The organism is Devosia sp. Micro-HW1 (genome assembly GCF_056341075.1).
Genome location: NZ_CP094375.1, coordinates 2,851,528 through 2,864,982, shown reverse-complemented (window position 1 = coordinate 2,864,982; position 13,455 = coordinate 2,851,528). Strand labels below are relative to the sequence as shown.

Below are 13,455 nucleotides of genomic sequence, written 5' to 3'. Positions count from 1 at the left end.
CCATGGCGCTTGGCTCTACATTCCGCCTCTTCCATGCCGGCTGGGTGCTGGCGCGCGAAGGCGCCTTTTCGGTCCTTCCGGCAGAATCGCTGCCGCCGATGATGAAGTTCGGCGTCTCCATGGCGCGGCTGGTCGAGCGCCGCGACGTGCGCAAGACCGGCAGCATCGAGCGGCTCAATGCGGCGCTCCACAAGCTGGGGCCCAGCTATGTGAAGTTCGGCCAGACCCTGGCCACCCGCCCCGACATTGTCGGCGTGCAGGCCGCCGCCGACCTCTCGGGCCTGCAGGACCGGATGCCCCCGTTCGATCCGAAACTGGTGCCTGGCATTCTCGATGCGGCTCTGGGCCCCAAGGCCGCCCAGCTCACCGAAATCAGCGAGCCGGTTGCCGCCGCCTCCATCGCCCAGGTGCACAAGGCAAAGCTGCGCGTGCCGGGCGAGTTGCCCCGGAATGTCGCGGTCAAGGTGCTGCGCCCCGGCGTTGCCGAGCGCTTCCACGCCGATACCGACAGCCTCTATGCCGGCGCGCGTCTCGCCGAAGCCCTTTCGCCCTCCAGTCGGCGCCTCAGGCCAACCGAGGTGGTGCGCACGCTCGACCATTCCATGCGGCTCGAACTGGACCTGCGGCTCGAGGCTGCCGCCATTTCGGAAATGGCCGAGAACATCAGACAGGACGAGGGCTTCGTCATTCCCGATGTCCATTGGGACCAGGTGGCGCAGAATGTACTGACCACGACCTGGATGAACGGCATTCCGATCCGCGACCATGCCGCCATCGATGCGGCCGGGGTCGACCGCAAGGCGCTGGCCGCAAAACTGCTCCAGAGTTTCCTGCGCCATGCCATCCGCGACGGCTATTTCCATGCCGACATGCATCCGGGCAATCTCTTCGCCGATCCGCGAACCGGCGACGTCATCGCCGTCGATTTCGGCATTATGGGCCGCATCGGCAAGTTCGAACGCCGGTTCCTGGCCGACATTCTCTACGGCTTCATCACCCGCAATTATCGCCTCGTGGCGCAGCGCCATTTCGACATCGGCTATGTGCCGGCGCATCAGTCGGTCGACGACTTTACCCTGGCCATCCGCTCGATCGGCGAGCCGCTGCATGGCCGCACCGCGGCCGACATATCCATGGCCAAGGTTCTGGGCCAGCTCTTCACCATTACCGATCTCTTCGACATGCAGACGCGGCCCGAACTGGTGCTGCTGCAGAAGAGCATGGTGCTGGTCGAAGGCGTGGCACGCAATCTCGATCCCGATCTCGATATCTGGACGGTGGCCGAGCCTGTGGTGGGCGAGTGGATCCGGCGCGAAGAGGGGCCGGTGGGCCGCATCGAGGACCTGGTTGGCCATGTCTCGCGCATGAGCGAGGCCCTGGGCCGTGTGCCGACCCTGCTGGCCCAGGCGGAACTCACCATGGCCGAGCATCGCGCCATGATGGCCCGGCCCCGGGACGGGCTGATGCGCGGCGCCGCGCTGGCTTTGCTCGGAGCCTCCTTCGTTCTCGTGGTCGTGCTGATCGTGCGGCTGCTGTCGGGCAGCTGAAATTGGGCAGAGCCTGGTGCTTGCCGGGCAGCGCCTGGCGACCATATTGTGCGCCATCGGGTGGTCCCTGCGCCGCCCACCAAGGGAGAAGCGGAATGAGCGTCAAACTTCTGGGCAAGTTCGCAGCGACTGCGCTGCTGGCCGCCGGCCTGGCCGGCTGTATCGACGTCAATATCGAGGTGGCCATAACCAGCCCCACCACGGCCAAGGCAACCATGACCCAGGTCATGGGCGCCGATGTCTATGCCATGGTCAAGATGAGCGCCGAAGGCGAGGCCGCCTCCGAAGACAGTTTCTGCGCCGAGGGCGAACTGACAGAAAATGCCGATGGCAGCGCCACCTGCACCATTGTCGAGGAAGGCGCCTTTGCCGATCTCGATCTGGGCCAGGACGAGGGCGGCATGACCTTTACCGAAGTGAGCCCGGGCATCATCCGCGTCGCCCTGCCGACCGCGGACATGCAGGCCGAGCTGGGCGCAGAAGACGATATGGACGAGGAAACCCGCCAGATGGTCGAGGCCTTCTTCGAGGGCCGCACCATGACCATCGTCATTTCAGGCGCCGAAATCATCGAGAGCAACATGACCGTTTCGGCCGACAAGACCGCGGCCGAGCAGGTCATTCCGCTGCTCGACCTGATCAATGGCGCTGCCGACCTGCCCGAAGAAATCTACGCGGTGGTCCGCGCACCGTGACCATCCGCATTGAACTCAAATGGCTCGCCCATGGGGCGGGCCTGCCCCTGCCGCGCCAGCAGACTGCCGGTGCGGCGGGTCTCGACCTGGCAGCGGCCATCGCCGACGGTGACGTGCTGGCCATTGCCCCGGGCGACTATGCCATGGTCCCGACCGGGCTCAGCATTGCCCTGCCGGAAGGCTATGAAGCGCAGATCCGGCCGCGCTCGGGCCTTGCGGCCAAGCATGGCGTGACGGTCCTCAATTCCCCCGGCACGGTGGACGCGGACTATCGCGGCGAGGTCAAGGTCATGCTGATCAATCACGGCAAGATGGATTTCGAAATCCGCCGTGGCGAGCGGATTGCGCAGATGGTGGTGGCGCGTGTCGACGCTGTTGAACTGGTGGAAGTGGAGGAACTCGATGCGACCGAGCGTGGGACTGGCGGTCACGGGTCGACTGGCCGCTAGCAGTCTGGCCTTCATGGCGATGGCGATGCCAGTCCTCGCCGGGGACCGGGCGCTCATCGACTATGTCGGCTTTTCCGAGGACTTTCGCTATTTCGCCTTCGAGGAATTCGGCATCCAGGATGGGTCAGGCTTTGCCTATTCCAACCTCTATGTCGTGGATCTCGCCAGCGACAGCTGGGTCGTGGGCACGCCCATCCGCTTTCAGGCCGAGAGCGAGGACACCACGCTCCAGTCGGTGCGAGACACCGTGGCCGAGGGGGCCGAAGGGCATTTCGCCGAGTTCGGCATTCATGTCCCGGTCGAATTCGTCGCCATGATCGGCGATGGCGTCCCCGATACCGATGCCAGGGCCCTCAATTTCGGCGCCCCGGCCTATGCGCCGGGTTCGGTTTCGGGCGACTACACCATCACCCTCTCGACCTTCGACACGACGGCGACCAGCCCCTGTGCCGACTGGTTCGGAATCGCGCCGCAGGGCTATGAGCTCAGCATTTCCGACAGCGGCAGCACGCGCCTCGTGCATCGCGATCAGAACCTGCCACGTTCGCGCGGCTGCCCGACCGACTACCGGATCCACTCGGTGGTCATGCCCTTTGGCGGTACGACGCTGACCAATGCGGTAGCCATCATCTCGGTCTATCCCGGGGGCTTCGAAGGCCCCGACCGGCGATTCCTGGCGGTTCCCCTTGGCCTCTGACGTCACGCTCGGGCCGGACGAGACGAGGCGCTATGCGCGCCATCTCGTGCTCAAGGGTTTTGGCGGGGCAGCCCAGCAGAAGCTCAAGGCGGCACGCATCCTCGTCGTCGGCGCGGGCGGCCTCGGCAGTCCGGCCATCGCCTATCTGGCGGCCGCCGGAATAGGTCGGCTCGGCATTGTCGATGCCGACACGGTATCGCTTTCCAACCTGCAAAGGCAGGTCATCCACAGCACCGCCGGAGTGGGCGAGAGCAAGGCGGCGAGCGCGGGCAGTTTTGCCGGGGCGCTCAATCCGCATGTCGCACTGGACCTCCATGCCGAGGCGCTCTTGGATGCCAATGCGGAACGGCTGATCCACGATGCCGATGTCATCCTCGACGGCACCGACAATCTCGCCACGCGCCGCCTCGTCGCCGCCACGGCCGAGCGCCTCGGAAAACCGCTGGTCTCGGGGGCGGTGTCGATGTTTTCGGGCCAGGTGACCGTCTTCGCGCCGCATCTGGGCGGGCCGAGGCACGCCGCGCTCTACCCCGATCAAGCCAGCGACGACGCCCTGCCCTCCTGCGAGGCCAATGGCATTATCGGCCCCGTCACCGGCGTCGTCGGCACGCTGATGGCCATGGAGGCCATCAAGCTGATCACCGGCATCGGTGAACCGCTGATCGGCCGGCTGCTGGTCTACGACGCGCGCGACGCGCGGTTTTCGGAACTGGCCTACTAGCCACCGCGCAACCTTCCGCCTGCCTCCACGGTTGCGGGACAAACCAGACCGAGGAGTTCCCGATGACCGACTATGACGTGACCATGGACGAGCTCGAAACGCTGGCGCTCTTCACCGAACCCGGCCAGCCCGAGGACGTCGATCCGCAACATTTCGCCAAACTGCTGTCGATGGCGCTGCTGGAGCAGAAGGAGGGCGGACCAGTCCTGACCGAGTCCGGCCGTGATTGCCTTACCTGCAACGGCAAGGATCCGGGGCCGGCGCCGGCTTTCTAATTCACGCACCGAGCCGCCTGCTCTTTCGTCATCACCCCGACGAGCCGGCTCATGACAATGAACTGAGGCTCAGGGTAAATGAGCCGAACTAGGCGTCCGGGTGCTTGAACACCAGGGCCGCATTGGTCCCGCCGAAGCCGAAGGAGTTGGAGAGCACATAGCCCAGGTCCACGTCATCGCGACGCTGGCGCAGGATGGGCATGTCGGCAAAGGCCGGGTCGAGTGTCTCGATATTGGCGCTTTCGGCGATGAAGCGGTGCTTCATCATCAGGATCGAATAGATCGCCTCATGCACGCCCGTGGCACCCTGGCTGTGGCCGGTCAGCGACTTGGTGGCCGAGATCGGCGGACACTTGTCTTCGTTGCCGAAGACGGCGCGAAGGGCCTCGATTTCCTTGAGGTCGCCCACTGGGGTCGAGGTGGCGTGCGGGTTGATATAGTCGATCGGCGCCTTGATGTTTTTCAGCGCCATGCGCATGCAGCGCTCGGCGCCTTCGCCCGAGGGGGCGACCATGTCGAGGCCGTCAGAAGACGCGCCATAGCCCACCAGCTCCGCCCAGATTTTTGCGCCGCGCGCCTTGGCGTGCTCCAGTTCCTCCAGCACCAGCACCCCAGCGCCGCCGGCAATGACGAAGCCATCGCGATTGGCGTCATAGGCGCGGCTCGCCTTTTCGGGCGTGGCGTTAAAATCCGAACTCATCGCGCCCATGGCGTCGAAGAGGTTGGACAGGGTCCAGTCGAGATCCTCGTGGCCGCCGGCAAAGACGATGTCCTGCTTGCCCAGCATGATCTGCTCCATGGCATTGCCGATGCAATGCTTGGAGGTCGCGCAGGCGGCCGTGATCGTATAGTTGATGCCCTTGATGGCAAAGGACGTGGCCAGCGTCGCCGAGGCGGTCGACCCCATGGCCTTGGGCACGGCCAGCGGCCCGATGCGCTTGGGCGAGGTGTTCTTGCGGGTGATATCAGCTGCCTCGACGATGGTGCGGGTCGAAGCGCCGCCCGAACCCATCACAATGCCGGTCATGGGGTTGGAAATGTCGCTCTCCTCAAGCCCCGCATCGGCAATGGCCTGCTGCATGGCGAGATAGTTCCAGGCGGCGCCCTTGCCCATGAAGCGGGTCACGCGACGGTCGAGCACTTCAAAGGGATCGAGGCGCGGGTCGCCCTTGACCTGGCTGCGGAAGCCCAGCTCGGCATAATCCTCGGCAAAGACAATGCCCGGCGTGGCCGTGCGCAGGCTCGCGGTCACCTCATCGAGGGTGTTGCCGATGGGGGAAATGATACCCATGCCGGTCACGACAACTCGTCTCATTTCATCCTCGCATTTGGTCTAGTGGTCCGGTCGCCCTGGGGGCAGGCGCCGATCTTATATAGTGTCGTTCGGGCCGGTATTAAGGCCGGTCAGGCGCCCTGCTCAGCCTTCATCTGGGCATCGGTGAACAGACCAACGCGCAGGTTGTCCGCTTCATAGATCACCTTTCCGTCAGCCTTGACCCAGCCATCGGCGATGCCGAGGGTCAGGCGGCCCTTCATGACGCGCTTGAGATCAATGCCGTATTCGACGAGCTTGACGTCATCGGTCACCTGGCCGGTGAACTTGATCTCGCCACCGAGCGCGCGGCCGCGGCCAGGCTGGCCGATCCAGGACAGGAAAAAGCCGGTCATCTGCCAGATGGCGTCGAGCCCGAGGCATCCGGGCATGACCGGATCGCCGATGAAGTGGCACTTGAAGAACCACAGGTCCGGATTCACATCGAGTTCAGCGCGCACCAGACCCTTGCCATGGGCGCCGCCGGTTTCCTGAATATCGGTGATGCGATCGAACATCAGCATGGGCGGTGCCGGCAGGCGCGCATCGCCCTGGCCCGGAAGCTCACCGCGGCCATGAGCCAGCAGTTCCTCAAGATTAAATGCGTGTTGCCGATCGGCCATGGACGGTCCCCGCTCTCGCTCAAGCCCCGTCTCGTATAGAGGAGGCGGGATAGGGTCAAGCCAACCTTAGGGTTAAGCCCGGCCTGGTCGCGCCGTGCGCTTGTCTCGCAGCGCACTCGCCAGTATAAGAAATCTCACATCTGGACCCTGACGACGAGACCTACTGGCCCTATGCCTGATCGCGACATTGCCGCCCGGCCACTGCCGTCCCGCAAGCCCTGCCTCACCGCTGTCCTGCGGATGGCCGGATTGCGCCCGACACGGCAACGCGTGGCGCTGGCCGAATTGCTGTTTGGCGGTCCGCACCGGCATGTCAGCGCCGAGCAGCTGCATGGCGAGGCCGGCACGGCCAATGTGAATGTCTCGCTCGCTACAATCTACAATACGCTGCATCAGTTCCACGAAGCGGGCCTCTTGCGCGAAGTTGCCATCGATGCCTCGCGCTCCTATTTCGACACCGACACGTCCGACCATCATCACTTCTACGTCGAAGACGAGCAGCGCATGATCGACATTCCGGCCGACTCCGTGGAGTTCAAGGCCCTGCCCAAGCCGCCCGAGGGCATGGAAGTGGCCCATGTCGACGTGGTCATCCGCGTCCGCAAGACGCCGGTCTGACTCTTTGCCCTTGAGGCACCTCGTCATCCCCATCACCGCGCCGCCCTCGGGCTTCACCCGAGGGCCAGCATCCGCGCGCACGTCGCCAGTGTGGTGCACTCGAGAATAGTCCTTGGGTCAAGCCCGAGGACGGTGCCGTGGGCGATGTTCACCCATGCTCAGTGAAAAATCCCGACAGCCAGTTCGGCCCAGACAAGGGCGGCAACAAGCGCCACGCCGCCCATAGCCAGCCAGCGCTGCAGCGGCCTGCGCAGCAGGCGCGTCACCAGTTCAAAGCCGAGGCCGACGGTCGCCAGGAGCACTACCGCCGCGAGGAAGTCGCCCGGGCCCCAATTGACCTCAGCAGTCAGCTGCATCGCCAGGAGCGGCAGCAACAGAGCAAGTCCGGCCAGGCTCCAGTAGCCGATCCGCCATTTCTGTGACTGTTCCATCGCAAACCTCGCAACATATCGTTGCCGCAGTATAGCTGAAAATCAGGTCGGGCGCGCCCCCTCAGAGCTTGCCGAAAGCCACGCCGCGCCAGCCCCAGCCGTTTTCATGGGCCAGTGCGATCAACGGGTCTTTGATTTCAGCAGTCTTGAAGCGGTATTCATAGACCTTGCCCCAGCCTGACAGGTCTTCCTTGAAGGCATAGGCGGTGCCGAAGCTCACTTCCATCTTCTGGCCGCGGAAAGCCTCGGCACTGAGCGAGAGGCTCGGCACGCCGGCGCGCCACTCCACCGACCATTCCTGGTCGAGGGCACGGACCTCGCCCTTTTCGGCGTCGAACTTCATCAGCACCTTGAAGACCTTGGTGAGGCTGGCCTTGGCAAAGATCTCGTACCAGCGCGCATCGACGATCTTCCATTCTGCGACCAGGTCGACGCCTTCGGGCGCGCCATCGCGAATGCGGTAGGGCGCGGTCTCGCGGTTGGCGTCCAGCATGGCCTGCCGTAGCGCCTGTGTCGGTTGCCGCGCCACTCGGTCGGGCGCCGCCTTGGTGCCAGTCAACCAGTCGAACAGTCCCATCTCCCATCCCTCCCCAGGGCAATTTCGCGTGCTGCCGGTGACAGCGGCGGCGTCATCGACCATATTGCACGTCCTGTGAAACCTGCTGCAAGGGTGGCTGATGCCCGAAAAGGTCAATCTCAAAGCCTATTTCGAGCGAATCGGCTTTGCCGGTTCCATTGCCCCGACTGCAGTGACGCTGGACCTGCTCCACGCACTGCATCCCGCCGTCATTCCCTTTGAAAATCTCACGCCCCTGATGGGCGATCCGGTCGCCCTCGACCAGCCCAGCCTTGAAAAGAAGCTGCTGCTGGAGCGGCGCGGCGGCTATTGCTTTGAGCACAACCTGCTGTTCATGCGCGTGCTCGCCGATCTCGACTTCGTGGTGCGGCCGTTGCTCGCCCGCGTGGTCTGGACCAACCCCGATGGCGCGTCACAACCGCCGTCCCACCTGCTGCTGCTGGTCGAGATCAACGGCCAGAATTACATTGCCGATGTGGGTTTTGGGGGGCTGACCCTCACCACGCCATTGCGTCTGCGCGCCGATGTGGATCAGGCGACACCGCACGAAACCTTCCGCCTCATGGGCGGCGATCCGGACTGGGTGCTCGAAGTGCAGATCGGCGAGGAGTGGAAGCCGGTCTATGTCTTCACGCTCGATGCCGTCAGCGATGCTGACATCGCCCCGATCAATCTGAAGATCGCCACGGACCCGGCATCCCCCTTCACTTCGGAGCTGCGCGTTGCCCTGGCGCCCAGCGGCCGGCGCCTCAAGCTTCACAATACCACCTTTTCCATCCAGCCCGCCGATGGCGAGAAGAGCCAGCGCCAGATCACCTCGATCGAAGACATGCGCGCCGTGCTGACCGGCGAATTCGGGCTGATCCTGCCCAATGACGAACGGCTGGAGCCGGCGCTGGCAAAGCTCCTGCCCCCGGCACCGCTCCAGCCACCCCCGCCTGAACCGCCGACCGAGTAGGCCATGGCCCCCGTAACCGTTCCCCCGGACAAGCTCTTCGAGTTTGCCACGTTCGAGGCCTTTTACGACTGGCTCAAAGCCAATCACGACACCGCCGACGAGGCCTGGATCCGCATCTTCAAGAAGAGTAGCGGCAGGCCCACGATCACACCCGTCGAAGCCATTGACGCGGTGCTCTGCTGGGGCTGGATCGACGCGATCAAGAAGAGCTGGGACGAGGAAAGTTTTGTCCAGCGCTATTGCCCGCGCCGCGCCAAATCGGTGTGGAGCCAGATCAATCGCGACAATGTCGCCCGCCTTTCGGAACAGGGCCTGATGACCGAACATGGTCTCGTCCATGTCGAGACCGCCAAAAAGGACGGGCGCTGGGACGCCGCCTACAAGACCACGCAGGAGGCACCGCCCGACCTGCTTTCCGCCATTGCCGCCAGTCCGGCGGCACAGCAGGCCTATGACAGGCTCTCCTCGCAGAACCGATTTGCCCTGACCTTCCGCACCATTTCACTCAAGACAGAGGCGGCCCGCAAAAGGAAGATCGAGACCTTTGTCGCCATGCTCGAACGCGGCGAGACCATTTACCCGCAAAAGGCCAAGCCATGAGCGAGGACAGGGCGACCCTCTGGGGCGTTTTTCTGCGCGGCATCAATCTGGGCAAGCGGCAGATGAAGATGGCGGAGCTCAAGGCCTGTCTTGAGGCTGCCGGCTTTGCCGAGGTGAAAACCGTTCTGGCCAGCGGCAATGTGCGCCTCTCCGGCGCCGGGACGGAAGCCGAGGTCAAGGCGAAGCTCGAAAAGGCCATTTCCGATGCCTTCGACTACAGGGTTCTTGTGGTCCTGCGCTCGGGCGACGAGCTCGATGCCATGCTCAGGAACAATCCCTTCGGCGCCCTCGACCCCGAGGCCGATCTTACCCGCCATATCCTGATGTTCGATTCTGACCTGCCCGAGGGTATCGCCATCGAAAGCCGGCCGGGCGATACCGAAATCCTGCGGATCGACGCACGCGACATCTATATTGCCGCCTATAAGCAACCCAATGGGCGCTACACCGAGCATGTGGAAGAGGTGCTCAAGCCGCTTTACCAAAAGCTTGGCAAAGGTAGCCTCGACACCATGCGCAACTGGAACACGATCGAGAAGATTCTGAAATGATCACCGTCTTCGGCTCCACCAATCTTGACCAGATCGGCACCGTCTCCCGCCTGCCCAAGCCGGGCGAAACCGTGGCCGGCGGCACCTTTTCCATGGCACCCGGCGGCAAGGGCGCCAATCAGGCTTTGGCGGCGCGCCGGGCCGGCGCCGCGGTGCGCCATGTTTCGGCGGCGGGCGACGATGCCTTTGCCAATCTGGCGCTGGACCTGCTCAAGGAGGGTGGAGTCGATCTTTCGCATATGCGCAAGGCCGAGGCGGCGACCGGCATTGCCATGATCTTCGTCGATGCCGCGGGCGAGAATGTCATCGCCATCCTGCCCGGCGCCAATGGCACGGTCAGCGCCGATGACGCCGAGCGCGGCCTTGCCTCCCTGACACCCCGCGATACGGTACTGGTGCAGCAGGAAGTGCCGCAGGACGCCACCCGCAAGGCACTGGAGATCGCCCGCGAAAAGGGCGCCCGCTCCATTCTCAATACCGCGCCCTTCCTCCCCGACACGGCAAAGCTGGCGCCGCTGGCCGACATCGTCGTCGCCAATGAAACCGAATTCTCGCTGCTGACCGGCCGCCCCATCGACCAGCTCGACATGGCCATGCAGGACTGGGTCAACCAGACCGGCCGCACCATAGTGGTCACCCTGGGGCCCGATGGCGCCCGCGCCCGGACGCCCGATGGCCCCATCGCCGTGCCAGCCCACAAGGTGAAGCCGGTCGACACGGTCGGCGCCGGCGACACTTTCTGCGGCTATCTCGCGGCCGGGCTCGATGCCGGCTACAGCCTCGAAACCGCCTTGCGCCGCGCTGCCGTGGCCGGCAGTCTTGCCTGCCTCAAACCCGGCGCCCAGCCGGCTATTCCGATGAAGGGCGAGGTCGACGCCATCATTGGGTGACAAAGGTGGGACGAGGGACTGATCACTGCCTCTCGCCCCTTTCGTCATTGCCGGGCTTGTCCCGGCAATCCATCTCCCCTCAGGCATGGACCACCGGGACCAGCCCGGCGGTGACGATGGAGAGACGGCGACATTCAAATGGCGCGTCGCATGCTGTAAGCTGACGGCGCTGCCAGCTTGGGAGGAAGCCGTCATGCCGCTGTTTCTCGCCACCCTGTTGATGAAGGGCGAAAATGTCGCCCGCTTCCGCGCCCTGCCCAAGGAGGAGCAGGATGCGGTCGACAACAAGGGGCTGCCGGAATGGGCGGCATGGGAAACGCGCCATGCCGCCGCCATCGTCAACAAGGGCGGCATGGTGGGCAAGACCACCCGCATCTCCCGCGATGGCACCATTGCCCCCGCCGTCAACGACTTTTGCGGCTATGTCATCGTCGAGGCCGAAACCGCCGAGGCCGCCGCGGCGCTGTTCGCCGACCACCCCCATATCGTCACCTTTCCGGGCGACGCCGTGGAAGTCATGCCCTTCGTCGCCGGTCCGGACCTCTAGGACACGGCTGTCACTGTCTGTGTGGCCATTTCACGCGCCCACGGCCGCAAAACGCTCCCGATAGGCGCTGGCCGACAGGCCCGTCACCTTCTGGAACACCCGGCGGAAGGCCGAAGCATCCTTGTAGCCGACATTCCAGGCGATGCGCTCGACGCTATCCCGGCTGAATTCGAGCTTTTCGCGCGCCTGGCCGATGCGCAAGGCCTGCAAATATTCGGTGGGTTTCATGCCGGTCGCCTTCTGGAAGCGCCTGAGGAAGGTCCGCTGTTCAAGCCCCGCCCGTTCGGCCAGCGCGATGACATTGATCTCCTCGCCCGAATGGGCCTGCAGCCAGTGCTGGACCTTGAGCACGGCCGTATCACCATGGTTGAGGCGCGGCGCGAAGGTCGAGTAATTGCGCTGCTCGCGCCCCGAGGGATCGACCAGCAGGAACTTTGCCGCATCGGCCATGACCGTGGGGCCCAGCACGCGGTGGATCAGCCGCAGCCCCAGATCGGTCCAGGCCAGCATGCCCCCGGCGGTGATGATGTCGCCATCCTCCACCACGATGTCGCTGGGCGTCATGGCCACGTGCGGAAACATCGCCTGGAACGTCTCGGCATAGAGCCAGTGCGTCGTCGCCCGCCGCCCGTCGAGCAGGCCCGTATGCCCCAGCATGAAGGCGCCGCCGCAGATCGAGGCGAGGGTCGCGCCCCGCTCGTGCCGCTCGCGCAGCCAGGGCACGAAGGCGCTGACCTCTGCTTCTGTCAGCGGATCGGCCAGCCGGCCGGGTATGACCACATAGTCCGGCTGCCCGTCGGCCTCCGGTGCGCTGTCGAAGACGCGCACGAAGCCCGTCTCGCCCAGCCGCCAGTGGCTCGTGCGGATGCGCACCGGGCCGCCATGCTGGGCGGCGTATTGGTTGCCGACCTCGAAAGCATCGGTCAGTCCATGCACCGAGGCCATGGCGCAGCCGGGGTAAAGCATTAGCCCAATTTCGGTGTACCTGAAGACCTGGGTCATCTTTGTCACTTCCGGACCTGACAATGTCACTTGCAGCAATCGTCGCCTGCCTTGGGCAAGCATAGGCTCTCCTCATCAAGGCAAACAAGGGTTTGCCCAACATAGGAGACCTGAAATGACCAAGACCATCGTTCTCGTGCACGGCGCCTGGCTGAACAGCCTTTCCTTTGAACACGTCAAGGCCCGCTATGAGGCCAAGGGCTATACTGTCATCGTGCCCGACTGGCCGTTCGACAATCGCAGCCCCGCCGAGCTGCGCGCCAATCCGGACCCCAAGCTCGCCAGGAGCGGCCAGCGGGACATCATCGCCCACTATGAAAACATCATCCGGGCCCTGCCGGAAAAGCCGATCCTGATCGGTCACTCCGCCGGCGGCGTCTTCGTGCAGCACCTGCTGGAACGCGGCTTTGGCGTTGCCGGTGTCGCCGTCAATCCAGCCCCCACACCGGGCGTGCCCCTTGGACCCCATGCCATCGTCTCGGCCCTGCCGGTCCTTGGTGACCTCTTCAGCCGCGGCAAGATCAAGCATATGTCGCTCAAGTTCTTCCGCACCCGTTTCGCCCAGACCATTCCCGCCGATCTGGTCGAGGCCGAATATGAACGCTATGTCGTCCCCACGGCCGGCCTCGTCTACTGGGATGGCATTATCAACCCGATCAAGATCGATTTTGCCGGCCAGACCAGAGCCCCGCTCCTCCTGATCGGTGGCGGCAAGGATCTCATCGCCGATGCGTCGATGACCCGCGCCATCTACAAGAAGCAGTCCAAGGCCAAGGCCCTGACCGAGCTCAAGATCTATGAGGACCGCTCGCACTGGACGCTGGGCGACGCTGGCTGGGAAGAGGTGGCCGACTATGCCCTCAACTGGGCGGTCGAGCATGCCACTGACCGGGGGGATCTCAAGCTGGTTGCCTGAGGCGCAACCTTCAGGAAACACAAAGCGGGCCAATGGCCCGCTTTTT

Annotated in this window: 18 protein-coding genes; 13 read left to right on the top strand and 5 right to left on the bottom strand. The window is 64.3% G+C overall.

The window, feature by feature from the left end; genetic code table 11:
- Positions 1 to 2 precede the first annotated feature (2 nt).
- The 6 genes from ubiB (at position 3) to MQW79_RS13765 (ending at position 4,384) form a co-directional block, all read left to right on the top strand.
- Positions 3 to 1,547, top strand: a complete 1,545-nt coding sequence (ubiB, locus tag MQW79_RS13790) for a 2-polyprenylphenol 6-hydroxylase (RefSeq protein WP_476585040.1) — start codon at positions 3 to 5, stop codon at positions 1,545 to 1,547.
- Between the two features lie 95 nt (positions 1,548 to 1,642).
- Positions 1,643 to 2,242, top strand: a complete 600-nt coding sequence (locus MQW79_RS13785; protein WP_476585039.1) for a hypothetical protein — start codon at positions 1,643 to 1,645, stop codon at positions 2,240 to 2,242.
- Positions 2,239 to 2,691, top strand: coding sequence for a dUTP diphosphatase (gene dut, locus MQW79_RS13780; protein WP_476585038.1), 453 nt, complete (start codon positions 2,239 to 2,241; stop codon positions 2,689 to 2,691). Before MQW79_RS13785 ends, dut begins: the two co-directional genes overlap by 4 nt.
- A 25-nt stretch (positions 2,692 to 2,716) precedes the next feature.
- Positions 2,717 to 3,388, top strand: coding sequence for a DUF2259 domain-containing protein (locus MQW79_RS13775; protein WP_476585037.1), 672 nt, complete (start codon positions 2,717 to 2,719; stop codon positions 3,386 to 3,388).
- Positions 3,378 to 4,109, top strand: a complete 732-nt coding sequence (locus tag MQW79_RS13770; RefSeq protein WP_476585036.1) for a HesA/MoeB/ThiF family protein — start codon at positions 3,378 to 3,380, stop codon at positions 4,107 to 4,109. The genes MQW79_RS13775 and MQW79_RS13770 overlap by 11 nt, the downstream gene beginning before the upstream one ends.
- Positions 4,110 to 4,171: 62 nt before the next feature.
- Complete coding sequence (locus MQW79_RS13765) at positions 4,172 to 4,384, top strand: hypothetical protein (RefSeq protein ID WP_476585035.1); 213 nt, start codon at positions 4,172 to 4,174, stop codon at positions 4,382 to 4,384.
- 88 nt (positions 4,385 to 4,472) lie between these two features.
- Here the strand turns inward: MQW79_RS13765 and fabB are convergent, their stop codons facing one another.
- Entirely contained in the window at positions 4,473 to 5,699 is a 1,227-nt protein-coding gene (gene fabB, locus MQW79_RS13760) for a beta-ketoacyl-ACP synthase I (protein WP_476585034.1), read from the bottom strand.
- A gap of 89 nt (positions 5,700 to 5,788) precedes the next feature.
- Complete coding sequence (gene fabA, locus MQW79_RS13755) at positions 5,789 to 6,319, bottom strand: 3-hydroxyacyl-[acyl-carrier-protein] dehydratase FabA (protein ID WP_476585033.1); 531 nt, start codon at positions 6,317 to 6,319, stop codon at positions 5,789 to 5,791.
- 171 nt (positions 6,320 to 6,490) lie between these two features.
- On the opposite strand from fabA, the gene irrA reads away from it, so the two are divergent.
- On the top strand, positions 6,491 to 6,937 hold the full coding sequence (gene irrA, locus MQW79_RS13750; protein ID WP_476585032.1) for an iron response transcriptional regulator IrrA: 447 nt from the start codon (positions 6,491 to 6,493) through the stop codon (positions 6,935 to 6,937).
- 158 nt (positions 6,938 to 7,095) lie between these two features.
- Here irrA and MQW79_RS13745 read toward each other — a convergent pair whose 3' ends face one another.
- Together MQW79_RS13745 and MQW79_RS13740 are read right to left on the bottom strand one after the other, a co-directional pair.
- Positions 7,096 to 7,368, bottom strand: a complete 273-nt coding sequence (locus MQW79_RS13745) for a hypothetical protein (protein WP_476585031.1) — start codon at positions 7,366 to 7,368, stop codon at positions 7,096 to 7,098.
- Between the two features lie 61 nt (positions 7,369 to 7,429).
- The gene (locus tag MQW79_RS13740; protein WP_476585030.1) at positions 7,430 to 7,945 is read right to left on the bottom strand and encodes a hypothetical protein; all 516 of its coding nucleotides are present in this window, start codon (positions 7,943 to 7,945) and stop codon (positions 7,430 to 7,432) included.
- A gap of 100 nt (positions 7,946 to 8,045) precedes the next feature.
- Here MQW79_RS13740 and MQW79_RS13735 point away from each other — a divergent pair, with 100 nt between their 5' ends.
- The 5 genes from MQW79_RS13735 (at position 8,046) to MQW79_RS13715 (ending at position 11,491) form a co-directional block, all read left to right on the top strand.
- A complete protein-coding gene (locus MQW79_RS13735) occupies positions 8,046 to 8,903 on the top strand; it encodes an arylamine N-acetyltransferase family protein (RefSeq protein ID WP_476585029.1) in 858 nt (285 codons plus the stop codon).
- Between the two features lie 3 nt (positions 8,904 to 8,906).
- Complete coding sequence (locus tag MQW79_RS13730; RefSeq protein WP_476585028.1) at positions 8,907 to 9,503, top strand: YdeI/OmpD-associated family protein; 597 nt, start codon at positions 8,907 to 8,909, stop codon at positions 9,501 to 9,503.
- Positions 9,500 to 10,054: a DUF1697 domain-containing protein gene (locus MQW79_RS13725; RefSeq protein WP_476585027.1), complete on the top strand. Its 555-nt coding sequence runs from the start codon at positions 9,500 to 9,502 to the stop codon at positions 10,052 to 10,054. Before MQW79_RS13730 ends, MQW79_RS13725 begins: the two co-directional genes overlap by 4 nt.
- Positions 10,051 to 10,944 carry a ribokinase gene (locus tag MQW79_RS13720; protein WP_476585026.1) on the top strand — a complete coding sequence of 298 codons (894 nt, stop codon included), beginning with the start codon at positions 10,051 to 10,053 and terminating at the stop codon, positions 10,942 to 10,944. Before MQW79_RS13725 ends, MQW79_RS13720 begins: the two co-directional genes overlap by 4 nt.
- A gap of 193 nt (positions 10,945 to 11,137) precedes the next feature.
- A complete protein-coding gene (locus tag MQW79_RS13715) occupies positions 11,138 to 11,491 on the top strand; it encodes a hypothetical protein (RefSeq protein ID WP_476585025.1) in 354 nt (117 codons plus the stop codon).
- 30 nt (positions 11,492 to 11,521) lie between these two features.
- Here the strand turns inward: MQW79_RS13715 and MQW79_RS13710 are convergent, their stop codons facing one another.
- The gene (locus MQW79_RS13710; protein WP_476585024.1) at positions 11,522 to 12,493 is read right to left on the bottom strand and encodes a GlxA family transcriptional regulator; all 972 of its coding nucleotides are present in this window, start codon (positions 12,491 to 12,493) and stop codon (positions 11,522 to 11,524) included.
- A gap of 115 nt (positions 12,494 to 12,608) precedes the next feature.
- On the opposite strand from MQW79_RS13710, the gene MQW79_RS13705 reads away from it, so the two are divergent.
- Positions 12,609 to 13,409 carry an alpha/beta hydrolase gene (locus tag MQW79_RS13705; protein WP_476585023.1) on the top strand — a complete coding sequence of 267 codons (801 nt, stop codon included), beginning with the start codon at positions 12,609 to 12,611 and terminating at the stop codon, positions 13,407 to 13,409.
- Positions 13,410 to 13,455: the final 46 nt, after the last annotated feature.